The 17,578-nt window shown below is 41.4% G+C and carries 19 protein-coding genes and 1 pseudogene; 2 read left to right on the forward strand and 18 right to left on the reverse strand.

Translation table 11 applies throughout. The annotated features are described in order from the left end of the window. From OMHG_RS11820 to OMHG_RS11845, 6 genes are all read right to left on the reverse strand, one after another. Nucleotides 1–309 (reverse strand): YfcE family phosphodiesterase (locus tag OMHG_RS11820; protein WP_010651072.1); only part of this gene is annotated, 309 nt, incomplete at its 3' end. Nucleotides 310–333: 24 nt separating this feature from the next. Further along, a complete protein-coding gene (locus tag OMHG_RS11825; protein WP_010651073.1) occupies nucleotides 334–927 on the reverse strand; it encodes an XTP/dITP diphosphatase in 594 nt (197 codons plus the stop codon). 10 nt (nucleotides 928–937) lie between these two features. Then, a complete protein-coding gene (rph, locus tag OMHG_RS11830) occupies nucleotides 938–1,693 on the reverse strand; it encodes a ribonuclease PH (protein ID WP_010651074.1) in 756 nt (251 codons plus the stop codon). Nucleotides 1,694–1,868: 175 nt separating this feature from the next. Continuing rightward, nucleotides 1,869–2,936 carry a GerMN domain-containing protein gene (locus OMHG_RS11835; RefSeq protein WP_010651075.1) on the reverse strand — a complete coding sequence of 356 codons (1,068 nt, stop codon included), beginning with the start codon at nucleotides 2,934–2,936 and terminating at the stop codon, nucleotides 1,869–1,871. Nucleotides 2,937–3,026: 90 nt separating this feature from the next. After that, on the reverse strand, nucleotides 3,027–3,851 hold the full coding sequence (gene racE / locus OMHG_RS11840) for a glutamate racemase (protein ID WP_010651076.1): 825 nt from the start codon (nucleotides 3,849–3,851) through the stop codon (nucleotides 3,027–3,029). Between the two features lie 21 nt (nucleotides 3,852–3,872). Next, nucleotides 3,873–4,319: a MarR family winged helix-turn-helix transcriptional regulator gene (locus tag OMHG_RS11845; protein WP_390621681.1), complete on the reverse strand. Its 447-nt coding sequence runs from the start codon at nucleotides 4,317–4,319 to the stop codon at nucleotides 3,873–3,875. A gap of 314 nt (nucleotides 4,320–4,633) precedes the next feature. On the opposite strand from OMHG_RS11845, the gene OMHG_RS11850 reads away from it, so the two are divergent. Further along, nucleotides 4,634–4,858, forward strand: a complete 225-nt coding sequence (locus OMHG_RS11850) for a helix-turn-helix domain-containing protein (protein WP_010651078.1) — start codon at nucleotides 4,634–4,636, stop codon at nucleotides 4,856–4,858. 50 nt (nucleotides 4,859–4,908) lie between these two features. Here the strand turns inward: OMHG_RS11850 and OMHG_RS11855 are convergent, their stop codons facing one another. The 4 genes from OMHG_RS11855 to OMHG_RS11870 all read right to left on the reverse strand — a co-directional run bounded on the left by OMHG_RS11855 (nucleotide 4,909) and on the right by OMHG_RS11870 (nucleotide 8,609). Beyond that, nucleotides 4,909–5,349 (reverse strand): acyl-CoA thioesterase, encoded by a 441-nt coding sequence (locus OMHG_RS11855; RefSeq protein ID WP_010651079.1) that lies wholly within the window; start codon nucleotides 5,347–5,349, stop codon nucleotides 4,909–4,911. 78 nt (nucleotides 5,350–5,427) lie between these two features. Further along, entirely contained in the window at nucleotides 5,428–6,192 is a 765-nt protein-coding gene (gene sdhB, locus OMHG_RS11860) for a succinate dehydrogenase iron-sulfur subunit (protein WP_010651080.1), read from the reverse strand. Nucleotides 6,193–6,209: 17 nt separating this feature from the next. Then, complete coding sequence (gene sdhA / locus OMHG_RS11865) at nucleotides 6,210–7,961, reverse strand: succinate dehydrogenase flavoprotein subunit (protein WP_010651081.1); 1,752 nt, start codon at nucleotides 7,959–7,961, stop codon at nucleotides 6,210–6,212. Between the two features lie 27 nt (nucleotides 7,962–7,988). Next, a complete protein-coding gene (locus OMHG_RS11870; RefSeq protein WP_010651082.1) occupies nucleotides 7,989–8,609 on the reverse strand; it encodes a succinate dehydrogenase cytochrome b558 subunit in 621 nt (206 codons plus the stop codon). A gap of 312 nt (nucleotides 8,610–8,921) precedes the next feature. Between OMHG_RS11870 and OMHG_RS11875 the strand changes: the two are divergent. Next, a pseudogene (locus OMHG_RS11875) lies at nucleotides 8,922–9,357 on the forward strand (YslB family protein). 112 nt (nucleotides 9,358–9,469) lie between these two features. On the opposite strand, the gene uvrC reads toward OMHG_RS11875, so the two are convergent. The 8 genes from uvrC to OMHG_RS11915 all read right to left on the reverse strand — a co-directional run bounded on the left by uvrC (nucleotide 9,470) and on the right by OMHG_RS11915 (nucleotide 17,544). Then, on the reverse strand, nucleotides 9,470–11,248 hold the full coding sequence (gene uvrC, locus OMHG_RS11880; RefSeq protein WP_010651084.1) for an excinuclease ABC subunit UvrC: 1,779 nt from the start codon (nucleotides 11,246–11,248) through the stop codon (nucleotides 9,470–9,472). A 117-nt stretch (nucleotides 11,249–11,365) separates the two neighbouring features. Next, nucleotides 11,366–11,680, reverse strand: a complete 315-nt coding sequence (trxA, locus tag OMHG_RS11885) for a thioredoxin (protein ID WP_010651085.1) — start codon at nucleotides 11,678–11,680, stop codon at nucleotides 11,366–11,368. A gap of 240 nt (nucleotides 11,681–11,920) precedes the next feature. Then, nucleotides 11,921–12,892: an electron transfer flavoprotein subunit alpha/FixB family protein gene (locus OMHG_RS11890; RefSeq protein WP_010651086.1), complete on the reverse strand. Its 972-nt coding sequence runs from the start codon at nucleotides 12,890–12,892 to the stop codon at nucleotides 11,921–11,923. 33 nt (nucleotides 12,893–12,925) lie between these two features. Then, nucleotides 12,926–13,699: an electron transfer flavoprotein subunit beta/FixA family protein gene (locus OMHG_RS11895; RefSeq protein WP_010651087.1), complete on the reverse strand. Its 774-nt coding sequence runs from the start codon at nucleotides 13,697–13,699 to the stop codon at nucleotides 12,926–12,928. A gap of 22 nt (nucleotides 13,700–13,721) precedes the next feature. Then, a complete protein-coding gene (locus OMHG_RS11900) occupies nucleotides 13,722–14,495 on the reverse strand; it encodes an enoyl-CoA hydratase (protein WP_044476929.1) in 774 nt (257 codons plus the stop codon). Between the two features lie 44 nt (nucleotides 14,496–14,539). Further along, nucleotides 14,540–15,127: a TetR/AcrR family transcriptional regulator gene (locus OMHG_RS11905; protein ID WP_010651089.1), complete on the reverse strand. Its 588-nt coding sequence runs from the start codon at nucleotides 15,125–15,127 to the stop codon at nucleotides 14,540–14,542. Between the two features lie 132 nt (nucleotides 15,128–15,259). Continuing rightward, nucleotides 15,260–16,957: a long-chain-fatty-acid--CoA ligase gene (locus OMHG_RS11910; RefSeq protein WP_010651090.1), complete on the reverse strand. Its 1,698-nt coding sequence runs from the start codon at nucleotides 16,955–16,957 to the stop codon at nucleotides 15,260–15,262. A gap of 179 nt (nucleotides 16,958–17,136) precedes the next feature. Beyond that, nucleotides 17,137–17,544 carry a DUF350 domain-containing protein gene (locus OMHG_RS11915; protein WP_010651091.1) on the reverse strand — a complete coding sequence of 136 codons (408 nt, stop codon included), beginning with the start codon at nucleotides 17,542–17,544 and terminating at the stop codon, nucleotides 17,137–17,139. Between the last annotated feature and the right edge of the window lie 34 nt (nucleotides 17,545–17,578).

Below are 17,578 nucleotides of genomic sequence, written 5' to 3' on the forward strand. Positions count from 1 at the left end.
GCATATTACATCTGCATTTAATTCCTTCGCACGATAGGACAGTCCCATCAGATCCATCTTCACGTTATGAAGGTGACCATGTGTAACGTAAAAAATAAGTCCGCCTATCTCTAAGGTCTGTTCATCGGGATATCTGACATCAAAATCACAGTTACCTGCAACTTTATAAAAGCCTTCCAGTTCCGCTGCATCCATGTCCAGTTCGGAATCTCCACAGTGAATCATCGATTTTACCTGGTGACGTTCTTTTATAGCGTTTAATTCATCTGTTAAACCGTGACTATCGCTTAGAATAAGAACCTTTGTCATAATAATACCTCCAGATCTTCCTCTTTATAGACTATGTATCCAATTTTCTAACTGATTAATCGCGTTTTTGCGGTGGCTGATACGATTCTTCGTATCTGATGGAATTTCCGCCATTGTACTATCAAATCCTTCCGGTACAAAAATCGGATCGTAACCGAAGCCCTTTTCTCCTTTTTCAGCGAAAGTGATTTTCCCTTCACAAAGGCCCTTACGGAAAATGGTTTCTTCTCCTGGAACCGCAACTGCCAGCACACAGATAAACCTTGCCGTCCTGCTCTGTTCTGGCACCTCTTTCATTTCTTTTAGAACCTTATCTATGTTTGCCTGATCATCTTTGGGTTCACCAGCATATCGAGCAGAGTATAATCCAGGTCGCCCATCTAAAGCATCGATCATCACCCCTGAATCATCAGCAAGTACCGGTTTGTTTAAAAGTAAAGAAATCTGTTCTGCTTTCAGTGCTGCATTTTCTTCAAACGTTGATCCAGTCTCCTCTATATCAGGGATATCTTGTTCCATGTCCAATAAAGAAACAGCTTCAATTCCATACTTTGAAAAGAATTCTCTGAACTCTTTTGCCTTTCCTGCATTCTTCGTAGCGATAATTATTTGTTTCATCATTATTCTCCTAGTTAGCGGTATTTGTTTCTCCAATACGATCAGCCAGGTTACCAATCATTTCTTTTTGCTTTTCCACGATTTGCTGTATGCCCTCATCGGCAAGCTTGAGCATATTCTGCAGCTGCTGATAGGAAAATGTTGCTTCTTCTCCGGTCCCCTGAACCTCTACAAATTCTCCGGATCCGGTCATGACAATGTTCATATCCACATCCGCTTTATAGTCTTCCTCATAATTTAAATCCAATATTTCCGTACCACCTGGAAGCACACCGACAGATATTGCTGCCAAATAATCCTTTACAGGCATCTTCTGGATAGCTTTATTTTCAAGCAGCTTGCCAAAAGCAAGCACAACAGCAACAAACGCACCCGTAATGGAAGCTGTTCTTGTGCCTCCGTCTGCTTGTATTACATCGCAATCTACCCAAACTGTTCTTTCTCCTATTTTATCCAAATCAACAACAGATCGTAATGCACGGCCAATCAGGCGCTGGATTTCCATCGTCCTGCCACTGACTTTCCCTTTCGATGATTCGCGAATATTGCGTTGTGCAGTCGCGCGCGGCAGCATGGCATACTCTGCTGTAATCCAGCCCTTTCCCTGTCCGCGCATAAATGGCGGAACCCGGTCTTCTATGCTGGCATTGCAAATCACCTTTGTATTCCCAACCTCTATTAACACAGACCCTTCCGGATGATTAATGTAATTTGTTGTCATTGCTATTGGTCTTAAGCCATTGATTTCCCGTTGATCGTTTCTCATAGATAATTCCTCCTCATTGTACATTCATTAGCTTATCATATTTTAAACAAAAGCAACATGATGATACATGCATTATGAGTGGAAGTATTCGGTTCAGCAGCTCGATTGGATTTCATTTGCAAACCGCCTGACAGATTCCAATAAAATATGAGGCTGAACATGTCAGCCTCATCCTTTAGAGTTTTTCCGTTGGTGTAAAAGTCTGTTTTGTTACTGGTTCGGTGTATGCTTCACCATTTTCATTGACTAGTTGGTCCACGTTTTCAACCTTTACATCCACTGCATCGACATTCCCTTGCTCTGTTAACGTTCTTACGATGGTCTCCATTACTTCATCCGCAATTACGGGCTGTTCAGAATCCTTCAAGATCCCCTCATTAAAAACCAGTTCAAGTACGCCATCATTCAATACCGGTTCACTGGCGAGCAGTGTTTCTGTATTGAATACGTGCAGTACATTGGCAGTGAATCCTGGCCCGTCTATAAGGGCCTGGACAATTGAGCTGAATTCACTCTCTCCATCGGCTTGGATATATTGGGTTACAGGAACATAATACCGATTTTCATCGTGTTCTGCCGGATAGTACATCGTGACGGCTTTACTGTCCACAAGATCCAATATATCTGTATCGGTTATGTTAATGCCATTTGCTCGGGAGTATCCTTCATTGATAGGTGTTCCGTTGACAGGCATCTCATTTAATTGATTTCCATTGATCCGAACCATAACCTTATTAACATTTTCAAATTGGGTTAAGGTATGTGTCATTGCTTCCAAAATTTTAAGCTCTTCTTCTGCTTCATAGTTCTTAAATTCCTCCGAAAAGTCGACTATCATCGTCCCATCTTCCTGCAGGTTCATGCCCAATACCTCTGTGCCCTCCGGCAATACAGCCTGAAAACCGTTTGGAAGGATTGGTGTCACTGGACCGCCCTTTACTAAGTATTCCATTACTTGAGAAGCAACTTCATTCCCATTTGGAGCAGGCAGTTCAAGGGTCTGTGATGCGACCATTCCATTTGAATCGATTAAGAATAATTGCCTGGGAATCGTTTCAGCCGTTGTTTCGCCATCGTTACTTGCCTCTTCTGTACCCTCTTCAGATATATTCTCTAAATCATTTACTGCTTCAGCATTCTGCGGCGGATCAATGTCTTCCAATGATTGTTCTCCCTGAAAACAGCCTGATAGAATTACCGAAATACTGATTGTACCAACCAAAAGCATTCCTCGCTTGTGCATGCTATTACCCCCTACGATGGTTTGTACTACTATATATACGAGCCTACTTAGAAAATAGACCAACCAATGCAAAAAAATCAGGCACCTTTTTTAAGATACCTGATTTGGGGTGATATTCGCTTTTTTGATGGTAAGCATATGGAAGTTTGCCTCTTTAAAAATGCTCCTTGATATTTCGATAAAAATATTTAGATCGCCTGTTGCATAAAATTCGTGGACAGGAGGCAGTTCTGCTTTATTCAACAGATGATGTACATCTAAAATCGCACTTGTTTCCCGAGCCGTCTCTTCACTGGAGGAAATGATTGTCACCTTTTCTCCAATCACTTTCTGAATCGTGTCTTTTAATAATGGATAATGGGTGCAGCCCAGTATCAATGTATCCATTTCCTTATGTTTCTTTAAAGGAAGCAATGAATCAGATATGACATCAAGGGCGTGTTCACCAGATAATATCCCTTTTTCTACCATCGGCACGAATAATGGGCATGCAAGGGCTGTTACATGTATGTCCGTCTTGATTTTCTTTAATGCATAACTATAGGCACCACTTCGGACAGTACCTTCCGTTCCGATAATTCCAACCTGATTATTTTTGGTGAAATTAATTGCTGCCCTTGCCCCCGGCTGAATAACACCAATTACCGGAATGTCCAGTTTTTCCTTCAGGTCATCAAGGGTAAAGGCGGTAGCGGTATTACAGGCAATGACCAGCATTTTAATATCTTTCGTCAATAGAAAATCGACCATTTCCCAAGTGTACTTTTGTACTTCCTCTTTTGACCGTGGGCCGTATGGGCATCTTGCTGTATCCCCAAGATATATTAGTTTTTCTTTTGGTAACTGTCTCATCAACTCATGTGCTACGGTTAATCCACCAACACCTGAATCGATTACGCCGATTGCTCTATCCAAAACGATGTCTCCTCTTTGCTGTTATTTTGCTTTGTTTTTATCATCGACTAATTTCATTTCGTCATATAGGAAATCCAATAGATGGTTCAAAGAATCTTTTTCTTCATCAGAGAACCTGCTTAGAACTTCACCAAGGTATTCCTGCCGTTTTTTGATTACTTCACGGATGATTATTTTCCCTTTGTCCAAGAGATGGATTCTGACAACCCTTCTATCATTTGTGTCACGAACTCTTTCAACAAGCTCATTTCTTTCCATGCGGTCAACTAGATCCGTTGTTGTACTAAAAGCAAGACTTATTTTATTGGATAGCTCCCCAATCGTCAGGTCGCCCTCCTCCAATAACCATTGTAATGCAACAAATTGCGGTGATGTGATAGGATAATTATTTAAAATTTTCCGGCCGTTTTGCTTAATGATTCCGGAAATATAACGAAGTCTTTTTTCCATTTTATTAATGGATTCCATTGTTGCATCTTTTTCCAATGTGTTACCTCCTACTTATTCCTTAACGAATAGTTTAACATATTTTGCTGTTTTCCATATAAATTTATCGTTTCAGCTTTTGCCACAGTATATTCATAGAATATTGATTTGGTTTGCCAGCAGCAAATCGGACATTTCCCATTTGCCCGACCCGAAGAACAATAACTGTACAACCGCAGTACAATGGGAAATTTTCATAGAAATGTGCGCACTATTTCCCGGACTTTTCATAAGCTATATTGACTAAATAATTTCCCTTCATACTGCAGCTCTATAGAGCAAGGAGGGGGTAACATTTGAAGGACAACGAGTATAAGCCGAAGCAATTATTAACCAAACGCGAAAAAGAAGTGTTTGAACTATTAGTACAGGATAAGACAACAAAAGAAATAGCACAGGAATTGTTTATTTCCGAAAAAACTGTCCGGAACCATATTTCAAATGCTATGCAAAAACTGGGAGTCAAAGGACGGTCACAAGCCGTAGTTGAGCTTCTTCGCATGGGGGAATTAAAGCTCTAAGAAAACCGACTTCCCTTTATAGGGGGTCGGTTTTGTATGTGTTCATTCAGTTACTTGAGAAGCAGCTTTTTCATTTCTTCTGTAAGCGGGATTGGCCTGCCTTGCTCAGGATTAATATAAACCACTCTTCCCCGCCCAGTTAAAGCAATTTCCCCGTCTCCTTTGACAACCATATAATGGAGATCAAAGGAAGTATTCCCGACCGCTGCCGTTTTTACATAAACCCGCAGCATATCCGTAAAATAAATCTGCTGTAAATAATCACACTGGAGATCTGCCACAATGATTCCCTGTTCATTATTATTCATATCCAGCAGAATCCCTAGTGAACGGATATAATCGATACGCGCTTCTTCAAAGTAGATAAACGGTGATACATTATTGACGTGACCATACATATCTGTTTCGGAAAAGCGGACTTTGACAGGAATGTTAAAAGAGAACTCAGAACGCCATGTATCCATATCATCTATGTAGCTGATCGTTTTCATTTGACTCCCCCTGTTTATGTTGAACTAAAAGGCCCTTACCTGAGCAGGAAAGGGCCTTTTGCTTTTGTCATCTGTTCTTTAGTATCCATTATCGCTTCCGAAGAAGTTCTTGAAAGCCTGGATGTTCGTTGCACGATTCATCGCTGCAATAGAAGTTGTTAAAGGAATTCCTTTAGGGCAAACCTGCACACAGTTCTGTGAGTTACCGCAGCCATCAATTCCTCCATCCTCCATCAGTCCTTCAAGTCGTTCACTTGCATTCATTTCACCCGTTGGATGCGCATTGAACAAACGCGCCTGTGAAATGGCAGCAGGGCCGATAAAGTTCGATTTGTCATTTACATTTGGGCAGGCTTCCAGACAGACGCCGCACGTCATACATTTCGATAGCTCATATGCCCATTGGCGTTTCTTCTCCGGCATCCGTGGTCCCGGTCCCAAGTCATGTGTTCCATCGATCGGAATCCAGGCCTTTACTTGTTTCAACGCATCAAACATCCGTTCACGGTCAACGATTAAATCCCGTACAACAGGGAATGTCGACATTGGTTCTAGACGAATTGGCTGTTCCAGCTGGTCAACCAATGCTGCGCAGGATTGTCTTGCAGTTCCATTGATGACCATGGAACATGCTCCACAAACCTCCTCAAGACAGTTCATATCCCACATTACCGGAGTTGTTTTTTCTCCTTGTGCGTTTACTGGATTTTGCCTGATTTCCATAAGTCCTGATATGACATTCATATTCTGTCTATATGGAATTTCAAACGTTTCCTCATAAGGAGCAGAATCCGGGCCGTCTTGTCTAGTTATAATAAAGGTAACTTTACTTTGTTCAGCCATTTTCACTTACTCCCCCTTTAGTGTTTTGTAGTGTAGTCACGTTTACGAGGCGGAATTAAAGAAACGTCCACTTCCTCGTAATTAAATACCGGCGACTGTGTTGCTGCGTCAAATTCAGCAATTGTTGTTTTCAGCCATTCTTCATCATTACGCTCCGGGAACTCCGGTTTATAATGGGCACCGCGGCTTTCATTGCGATTATACGCACCGATAGTTATCACACGGGCAAGATGAAGCATGTTTTTCAATTGTCGGGTAAACATGACACCTTGGTTGCTCCAGCGGGAGGTATCATTGATATTGATTTGATCCCATCTTTCAATGAGTTCTTTGATTTTCTCATCGGTTTTCAGAAGCTTTTCATTCTCACGGACAACAGTAACATTATCTGTCATCCATTCTCCTAGTTCCCTATGAATCTGGTAGGCGTTTTCTGTACCCTCCATGCTCATTAACTGTTCGAATTTGGCTGTTTCCTCCTGCTCGCGTGATACGAAAACATCATCTGACATATCATCTACGTGAACATCCAGACCATCAATGTAGTCAATCGCTTTCGGTCCTGCAACCATTCCACCATAGATTGCCGACAATAGCGAGTTGGCTCCAAGACGATTGCCGCCATGCTGTGAGTAATCACATTCACCTGCTGCAAAAATACCAGGGATGCTTGTCATCTGATTGTTATCAACCCATAGACCACCCATGGAATAATGCACGGCAGGGAAAATTTTCATTGGCACCTTGCGCGGGTCTTCGCCAACAAATTTCTCATAGATTTCGATGATTCCACCCAATTTAATATCCAGTTCCTTCGCATCTTTATGTGAAAGATCAAGATAGACCATGTTTTCCCCATTGATACCGAGTTTTTGATTGACACAGACATCAAAGATTTCGCGTGTTGCGATATCACGCGGTACGAGATTCCCGTATGCCGGATATTTCTCTTCCAGGAAATACCATGGCTCTCCATCCTTATACGTCCAGATTCGGCCGCCTTCACCCCGCGCCGATTCACTCATCAGACGTAATTTATCATCACCAGGAATTGCGGTTGGGTGAATTTGAATAAACTCTCCATTGGCATATTTTGCGCCCTGCTGGTACAGGATACTTGCAGCAGAACCAGTGTTGATCATTGAATTTGTTGATTTACCGAAGATGATCCCTGGTCCGCCGGTAGCAAAGATGGTGGCATCTGAGCGAAACGCTTTAACCTCATGCGTTTTAATATTCTGCGCGACAATCCCTTTACCGACACCATTGTCGTCAATGACAGCCTGCAGGAATTCCCAGCCTTCATACTTTGTGACAAGACCTTCTACCTCAAAACGGCGAACCTGTTCATCAAGAGCATACAATAACTGCTGCCCTGTAGTTGCCCCGGCATATGCAGTACGATGCATTTGGGTTCCTCCAAAACGACGGAAATCCAACAATCCTTCCGGTGTACGATTAAACATTACGCCCATACGGTCAAACATATGTATAATCCCCGGCGCTGCATCACACATAGCCTTTACTTGCGGCTGGTTTGCCAGGAAATCACCGCCATATACTGTATCATCAAAGTGTAACCAAGGAGAATCTCCTTCTCCTTTTGTATTTACTGCGCCGTTAATACCACCTTGAGCACATACAGAGTGAGAGCGTTTAACAGGTACGATAGAAAACAAATCTACTTTAACGCCTGCCTCGGCTGATTTAATAGTAGCCATCAATCCGGCTAGCCCACCGCCGACAACAGCGACTTTACGATTATTCATTTTGTTTGCTCACTCCTTCTCTTTCTATTAAACACCGTACGCAAATTGAATCAGTGTTCTGACACCTAAATAGCTGACAACAAAAAATACGACGAGACAAAAATAAGTCGAAATCCGCTGTGATCTTGGAGACTGTGTCAAGCCCCATGTCACAAGGAAGCTCCATAATCCGTTCGCGAAGTGGAATACAGTAGAAACCACACCGATCAGATAAAACCAGAACATAATAGGGTTTGTCAGAATGCCTTCCATTAAACTATAGTTGGCTTCTGCATTGCCCAAACCAATTTGGACACGGGTTTCAAAGACATGCCATGCAATGAAGATAAGCGTCACGATACCTGTGATGCGTTGCAGGATGTACATCCAGTTACGGAAAAATCCATATCTGCCAGTATTGTTTCTTGCAGTGAAAACAATATATACCCCTAGTATGGCATGAAACAAGATTGGCAGATAGATAACGAATATCTCCAGCAGCAATACAAATGGAAGCCCTCCCATAAAACCTGCCGCTTTATTAAAACTTTCTTCTCCATACACAGCAAAATGATTCACCGTAAGATGCTGAACAAGGAAAATACCGATTGGTACAACACCTAAAAATGAATGCAGTCTTCTGTAGAAAAACTCACGATGCTCTGCCATGTTTACCCCCCTTAATCATTTCATATTCTTTTAGTTATGTAGACTATCAAAAAGTAAAGCGCTTTTATAATTCAATAGCGTAACTTTTTAAAATAGCACAAATTTGTAACATATTTATTGTACTTCTTACTCCTAAAAGCGTCAAGAAAACAAAATTTGATTTTTTCGGAGTGACAAATTATAATCTAGCGAATTAATCATAGAATACTTGATAATTCCCTGATTTATATAGATAATGAAATTAGGGAAAAACAGATTACACTTTTAAATTTCACTGATATACAATGGCTTTACTGGAAAGGATGAATTAGGATGTCAAAAAAGCAACAATCATTAGATATTACACACTTAGATGAACTTCATACCACGGGAGCTGGTTATGACATCCTGCGTTATGTTGGCTTACCGGAATTGCTCGGACAGGAGAAAGATACACTGTCATATTTCATAGGGAAAAGTCTTGCGAGAAAATTTGATATGAAAACATTGGAAGATATCTATCTGATGTTTGAAAAGATGGGCTGGGGCAAGCTAGAGCTCGTAAAACAAAAAAGAGGAATTTATCTTCCATCTTTTATCCGATTCAGTTGTACTTCGGCTGAAAGCTCCATTTGAAGTTGATTTTCGTTTGGAGGCCGGTTTTTTAGCCGAATCGGTACAGCTGACTGAAGGTATTGAATGTGAATGTGTGGAAGAAATCAATCACAGAATCAATCAGGTAGAGTTTACGGTAGTATTTACCCGCTGATTCTGGCATTCAGGGCGCCGCAAATAAAACAAGCGCCGAAACCGCCGGCTTAAATGAAACTGCACCCCAAATTGTCAGCCTTATACAGCCAACAATTAGAGGTGCAGTTTTTCTATTCCTGTCTATTTAAATGGTTTAAAATTTCATTGGCTGTATTTTTCGGTATACCCAGCTTTGTGATATCTGTTACATTTGCCTTTCTGATTTCATTTACCGATTTGAAATGGGTAAGCAGAAGCTTCCTTCGCTTCTCGCCAATCCCCGGTATTTTATCCAATTCGGATTGAAACAGGCTTTTCCCCCTTAGCTGTCTGTGAAAGCTAATCGCAAAGCGATGCACTTCATCCTGTATACGCTGCACGAGATAAAACTCCTGTGATTGTCTCTCAAGCTGGACGATAACAGGCGGCATCCCAAACAGCAATTCACTTGTTTTATGCTTATCATCCTTTGCAAGCCCTGCAAGCGGAATGCTGAGTCCCAGCTCATTTTCCAGTACATCAAGCGCTGCAGACATTTGGCCTTTCCCGCCATCCACAAAAATAAGATCCGGCAATGGCAGATTTTCTTTCAGTACTCTACTGTATCTTCGACGAATTACCTCCCGCATTGTTTCATAATCATCCGGACCTTTAACATCTCTGATTTTATACTTCCGGTATTCTTTTTTATTCGGTTTCCCGTCTTCAAAGACAATCATCGCTGAGACAGGATCCGTACCTTGTATATTCGAATTATCAAATGCCTCTATTCGATGAGGCATTTCAATGTTGAGCCTTGCCCCCAGTTCTTCTACTGCCTTTATGGTCCGTTCCTCATCTCGCTCGATCAGCTGAAATTTCTCGTTTAAAGCAATCTTGGCATTTTTGGTTGCCAACTGCACCAGCTCTTTTTTGCGTCCTCTAAGTGGTGTGTGCACATTGATTTCCAGAAGTTTTTCAAGTATCTGATCATCCGTACCAATCGGCACAAGAATCTGTTTCGGTTTGATATGATTTTCATGCAAATAGAATCTGCCAATAAAGCTGAGAAATGTTTCTTCATGATCATCAAAGAATGGGAATACAGAAACATCCCTCTCTATCAATTTCCCCTGCCTGATAAAGAAAACCTGGATACACATCCAGCCTTTATCATAGCTGTAGCCAAATATATCTCTATCTACAAGGTCATTCATTGTCATTTTCTGCTGAACCATTACCGATTCGATGTGCTGAATTTGGTCTCGTAGTTCTTTCGCCCGTTCGAAATTCAACTGTTCACTCGCCTCAAGCATTTTCGCTTCGATATTTTTGCGTATATCTTTATATCCACCGTGAAGAAAGGAGGCTATTTCCTGGACGATTCGATGGTATTCAGCCGCAGTCGGAGGTTTTTCACTGCATGCCATGCATTGATGCATATGAAAATAGAGGCAAGGCCGTCCTGGCGGATTATTGCATTTCCTTAATGGATATAACCGATCAAGCAGCTTTTTTGTTTCCCTTGCGGCTATAACATTGGGATATGGACCAAAGTACTTCCCCTTATCCTTTCTAACCTTTCGGGTAATCAGCAGACGCGGATGTCTCTCCGATGTGATCTTAAGATATGGATAGCTTTTATCATCCTTTAGCATGACATTATATTTCGGATCGTGTTTTTTAATCAGATTCATTTCCAGAATCAATGCTTCCATCTCTGAAGATGTCACGAAGTACTCGAAGTCCTCTATTTCCTGAACAAGACGTTGTGTTTTACGGTCATTCGCTCCTCTGAAGTATGACCGAACCCTGTTTTTAAGCATCTTGGATTTGCCAACATATATTATGGTGCCATGTCTGTCCTTCATCAAATAACAGCCAGGCTGTGCTGGCAGTATCGCCAGCTTCCCCTCAATTTTTTCATTCATAGTTATGTCAATTCCTTTTATTTCTTCAAAAATCCCTTGTTACATCAGCAACAAGGGATTTTCTAGTTTCTTCATATTATACACTTTTTAAATAAATTACCAAAGCTTTTGTACTTATTAGGCGTGCTTATTGATTAGATCTGTCAATGCTTCCTTTGGTTGGAAACCGATTACCTGATCAACAACATTGCCATCTTTAAACAATAGTAAAGTTGGAATACTCATAACACCGAATTTACCGGCAGTTTCCTGATTTTCATCAACATCCAATTTTACGATTTGTACTTTTTCTTCCATTTCTCCATCAATTTCTTCTAAAACCGGAGCGATCATTTTACAAGGTCCACACCATGGAGCCCAGAAATCAGCTAATACAAGGCCTTTAGAAGTTTCATTTGTGAAGTTTTGGTCAGTTACATGTTTAATAGCCATTATCTTATACCTCCTAAAAATCAATATTAAGTGAAGCTTAGTATGAGTATATCATCGTACGTATATACTTCCTAATAGTTTGCTTGATAATACAAAAATCCGCTCCCCGACCTGTCTTTGTTCAAACGGTCGAACATGCAGCAAAAAAGACCTGATCCTGAGGCGCTCCAGAAGTTAGATCGTTCACTCTTGCTTCTGGGGCAGTAACCTCGCTTTCATCAGGTCTTTTTGCGGCTCTTGTTATTTCAGCTGTTTGATTTCTTCTATCAATAGAGGAATTACCTCAAATAAATCCCCGACAATTCCGTAATCTGCTACATTGAAAATATTGGATTCCGGGTCTTTGTTGATAGCGACAATTACTTTCGAATTGGACATGCCCGCAAGATGCTGAATAGCCCCGGATATACCGACCGCAATATAGAGATCAGGTGTTACGACCTTTCCAGTCTGCCCGATTTGCAATGCATAATCACAGTATTCGGCATCACATGCACCACGGGAGGCTCCAACCGCACCGCCCAATACATCAGCAAGTTCATATAATGGTTTGAACCCCTCTGCACTTTTAACTCCGCGTCCACCCGCAACAATTACACTGGCTTCCGACAAATCGACACCTTTTGATGCTTTACGAACGACTTCTTTTACGACTGTACGAATGTCAGTGACATCAACATCTTTCACACTCACATTTCCTGTACGGGATTCATCCTTTTCGAGCGGGGCAATGTTATTTGGCCGGATGGTTACAAAGGTCATTCCACTTTTGATGATTTTCTTCTCAAAAGCTTTTCCCGAATAGATTGGCCGGACGAATACCGGCTGATCTCCGCCCGATTCAACCGCTACCGCATCGGAAATAAGTCCTGTCTGCAGTTTACCTGCCAGCTTAGGTGTTAAATCCTTCCCAATGGATGTATGGCCCATTACGATACCGGCCGGTGATTCTTCATGGATAATTGCCAGGATTGCTTGCCCATAGCCTTCAGATGTATACGTTTTCAAATTTTCATGCATAACTGTGGTTACTCTATCTGCTCCGTATTGTATCAATTCTTTTGCCAAACCTTCCAGATTTCCATCCCCAACCAGGATACCAACGATTTCTGCCTCTGAACTGATCTGCTTTGCGGCTGCGATAGCTTCAAAAGAGACATTACGAAGCTCGCCTTCCCTTACTTCCCCAATAACCAATAGTTTGTCACTCATGTTCATGCTCCTCTCACTGCACCTGTATGTCTTTTATAAAACTTTCTTTTCATTTTTTAGCAATGAAACCAATTCTTTAACCTGCTCTTTCATTTCCCCTTCCAGAACCCTGCCTGCTTCCTTTTCAGGTGGGAGGAAAATCTCTAAGGTTCTCGTTTTGGCCTCTACATCATCTTCATCCAAGTCCAAATCATCAATCTCAAGTTCTTCCAGCGGTTTCTTTTTCGCTTTCATGATTCCGGGCAGTGACGGATAGCGAGGCTCATTTAGCCCCTGCTGGCAAGTAACAAGCAATGGCAGGCTCGTCTCAATGATTTCTGCATCACCTTCAACGTCTTTTTCCAGCAGCACCGTATTTCCGTCAATTTTCAGGCTTGTAATCGTTGATACATATGGAAAACCAAGAATTTCGGCAAGTCTTGGGCCAACCTGACCGCTTGCTTCATCAATTGCGACATTCCCCGCAAGGATAAGGTCGGCATTCTTATCGTCCAAATAGGCTGCAAGTATTTTAGCTGTCGTATACTGATCGCCTTCTTCAAGGTCTTCTTCCGTATTGACCAACACAGCTTTATCTGCTCCCATTGCCAAAGCAGTCCGCAGCTGTTTCTCTGAATCCTCATCACCGATTGTTATGACAGTTACTTCACCGCCATGGATATCCCGCTGATTGATCGCTTCCTCAATCGCATATTCATCGTAAGGATTAATGATAAATTCAACACCATCATCCTCAATTTTTCCGTCAGAAACAGAAATCTTTTCCTCTGTATCGAAGGTCTTTTTTAATAGTACATAAATATTCATCTGGCATCCTCCTTAACTCTTTCTATTTATCTTGGAAATTTGGCTTTCGTTTTTCCAGAAATGCATGGACTCCTTCTTTGGCATCTTCTGAACCGAAGATATCACCAAATGCCTTTGCCTCTGCTTTGATGCCTTCGGAAAATTGTCCTGTTTTCGCAAATGGAATCAGATTCATGATTTGTTGGATGGCAGGTTTACTCTTAGCTGCTATCTTTTCTGCCAGTTTAACGGATTCAGCAATCAGTTCTTCTTCGCCAGCGACACTGTTTGCGAGGCCGCATCTAACCGCTTCTTTCCCGTTGATTGGTTCCCCTGTAAGTATCATCTCATAGGCTTTGGCTGTTCCAACATAACCAGGCAATCGCTGTGTCCCAGCAAAGCCCGGTATAATTCCGAGTGTCATCTCAGGCAATCCCAGTACTGCACTTTCCGTTACTATACGGATATGGCAGGACATTGCTAGTTCAAGACCTCCTCCCAGCGCTGCACCATGGATTGCAGCAATAACCGGAATCGGAAAGGCTTCAATCCGATCAAAGAGCTCCTGCCCGTTCCTCGATAGCGACTCGTAATCGGAGGAATGCTGCAAATTTGTGAATTCTTTTATGTCCGCACCAGCAGAGAAGAACTTTCCTTCACCATGCAGTACAATAGCTTTCACCATTTTATCCTTTTCAATCAAATCCAGTTTTTCGCTTAAGTCGTTCAATAGTTTACTTGATAATGCATTCGCCGGCGGACTCTGGATAGTTAAAAATGCAATCTCTTTTTTTGCTTCATATGAAATAGTCCCGATTATCTTCCTCTCCCCTCTATTCCTTTATGAATGGATCTTTTCCATTATCTTGCAGATGATAATGCGCCTGTTAATAATGCATGGACCTCCGGAACCTGACTGATCAAATCGTACTTTTGTTCTTTCATTACCCAATTTGTAACAATCTCATCTAAGGTACCAAATATCATTTGCCTAACCAGTCGGACATTCAGATCGGATCTGAACAGTTTCTCCTCCATTCCTTCTTTAACAATACTATCGATTTCTTTTAAATAAGGTTTCAGTACTTTATTGATTTGAAGACGAAGCGCATAATTGGATTGCCTTAACTCCAATTGTGTGACGATGGCGAGGTCATAATCCGCTGACAGCTGACTGAAATGCATTTCAATCAGCGTACGTAATTTTTCCTCTGCATTTTGTTTCTTACTTGTGGATTCAGCAATCTTTTCAATAAACTGCCCCATTTTCTCTTCAAATACGGATACAAGTACATCCTCCTTATTTTTAAAATAAAGATAGATGGTCCCATCTGCAACACCGGCAGCTTTGGCAATCTTGGAAACCTGTGAACCATGGTAGCCGTTTGCAGCGATTACTTTGACGGCAGCTTCGATAATCTGATTGTATTTCGGTTTATTATTTTTCATGATTTTCTCCTTAGATGAGTTCAAACTTCTAAAAATGAGTGAATAGTCATTCATAAATTAATTGTATCTTCAACAGATAATTCTGTCAATATTAAGCATGTCCTATTTTCTTTTAAAAAAAGAGCACGGGGCTCAAACGGTCTTGGTGGCTTCCAGCTTCTTCGTCTCTTCATCAACCAGTTTTCTTCTTAAAATCTTACCTACCGCTGTTTTGGGCAGTTCATCCCGGAACTCATATATCCTCGGAACCTTGTAAGCGGCAAGCGCTTGCCTGCAATAGTCATTAAGTACTTCTTCCGAAATCATGAAGCCCTCCTTCAAAACGATAAATGCTTTGACTGTTTCTCCGCGATATGGATCGGGAATTCCGGCAACAACAGCCTCTTGAACAGCTTCATGTTCATATAGCACTTCTTCCACTTCTCTTGGATAGATATTATATCCCCCTGCTATAATCATGTCTTTCTTGCGATCGACGACAAAGAAATAGCCTTCTTCATCCATATAGCCAAGGTCTCCAGTAAATAACCAGCCATCTTTTAAAACATTTTCTGTCTCTTCCTTGTTGTTCCAATACCCTTGCATGATTTGCGGCCCTTTAACCGCAATTTCTCCCACTTCTCCCACTTCCGCTTCCGTTCCATCTGAATCCATCTTAAAGATTTTGCAATCGGTATCCGGCCATGGAACTCCAATACTTCCATTCACCCTGTTTTCCCAAACAAAATTCGCATGTGTTACTGGCGAGGATTCCGTCAAGCCATAGCCTTCAACAAGTTTACCGCCGGTTATCTCCTCAAACTGTTCCTGCACCTCCAATGGGAGCGGTGCCGATCCACTCAGACATGCTTCAATGGAAGAGAGATCATATTTTTTTATATCAGGATGATTCAATAATCCCACGTAAATGGTTGGTGCACCAGGAAACAAGGTCGGCTTTTGCTTTTCGATTGCCTTCAGTACATCAAGTGTATTGAACTTCGGCATCAGTATCATTTTAGAACCTTGCTTAATCGAAAAGTTCATCACGGTTGTCATCCCATAAACATGGAAAAAAGGCAATAGACCTAGTACGACTCCCTGCCGATCATTTGTCTTATATAGCCAGGATTCGCACATTTGCACATTTGCAGTCAGGTTGAAATGTGTCAGCATTACTCCCTTGGGATGTCCCGTAGTGCCTCCCGTATATTGCAGCAATGCAAGGTCCTCTTCCGGATTGATCACAACTTCCAGATAATCCTCAGAAGATTTTTCCATTAATTGCTGCCAAACATGTGTATCATTGCTTGCCTCTACTTTTATGACCATATTGTATTCTTTTTTCTGGATAAATGGATAGATAAGATTTTTCGGAAAGGGAAGATGGTCTTTTATGCCGGTAACGATTAAATGCTGAAGGGACGTGTTCAGTTTTACTTTTGATACTCTAGGAAGCAAAATATCCAAGCAGATGATTACCGTCGACTCTGAATCGTTCAATTGATATTCCAGCTCACGTTCCGTATATAGCGGATTCGTCTGAACAACAATTCCGCCTGCCATCAGAATACCATAATAACTGATTACTGCCTGCGGAGAGTTTGGCAGCATTATCGCCACCTTATCACCTTTCCTTACCCCAATTGACTGTAAATAGTTCGCCATTTTCTTAGAAAGTGTATACAATTCACCATAAGAAATTTCTTTACCCATAAAATGAAGCGCTTTCTTTTTCGGATAGCGTGCTGCGCTTTCCAAGAGATACGAATACAATGGTTTCTTATCATAATGCAGAGACGGGGGTATTTCACTCGGATAATGATTATGCCACTTACGGATGAAGTCCATTTTACATTCCTCCTTATAGTTATACTATAATCATTATACCGATTAATTTCTATTTTTTGAAATTTTATTAATTTTTATTTCAATTACAGCAAGTAAAAAATTCCTACAACCATAAAAACGATTGCTACAACAAGCAGAATCTTTGCTAAACGATCCAATACCATTGTCTATTCCTCCCTCTAACCAATGCTCGCGCCAATTACAAATGCTAAGCCGGCAGATATCATCATGGAGATGAAGCCAACCGCATTATTTCCTTTGCCGATTTCCTCATCGATTTTCATGAATGGTGTTAGAAATTCGAATATCAAATAGCCAACCAGCAATAATATATAGCCGAATACGCCCCAGCCAATAGATTGAAGCAGTGTATCGTTGTGTTCTATCGAATAACGGAAAATCGTTGCAATACCAAATATCTTCCCGCCTGTTGCCATCGCAACTGCAAAATTCCCTTTTTTAATTTCTTCCCAGTTCTTATATGATGTCAGCAGTTCAAATATAGCGAGAAAAACAAGTGTGCAAAGTATAACCACACTATAGCGGGCAGCAGTTACAACAATGATATTTTCCCAAAACCCTTCCACTTCAGTCATCCTTTCCCAGTACATTATGTAGTTT

This window comes from Oceanobacillus massiliensis str. N'diop (assembly GCF_000285495.1).
GTDB classification, from domain to species: Bacteria; Bacillota; Bacilli; order Bacillales; family Amphibacillaceae; genus Oceanobacillus; species Oceanobacillus massiliensis.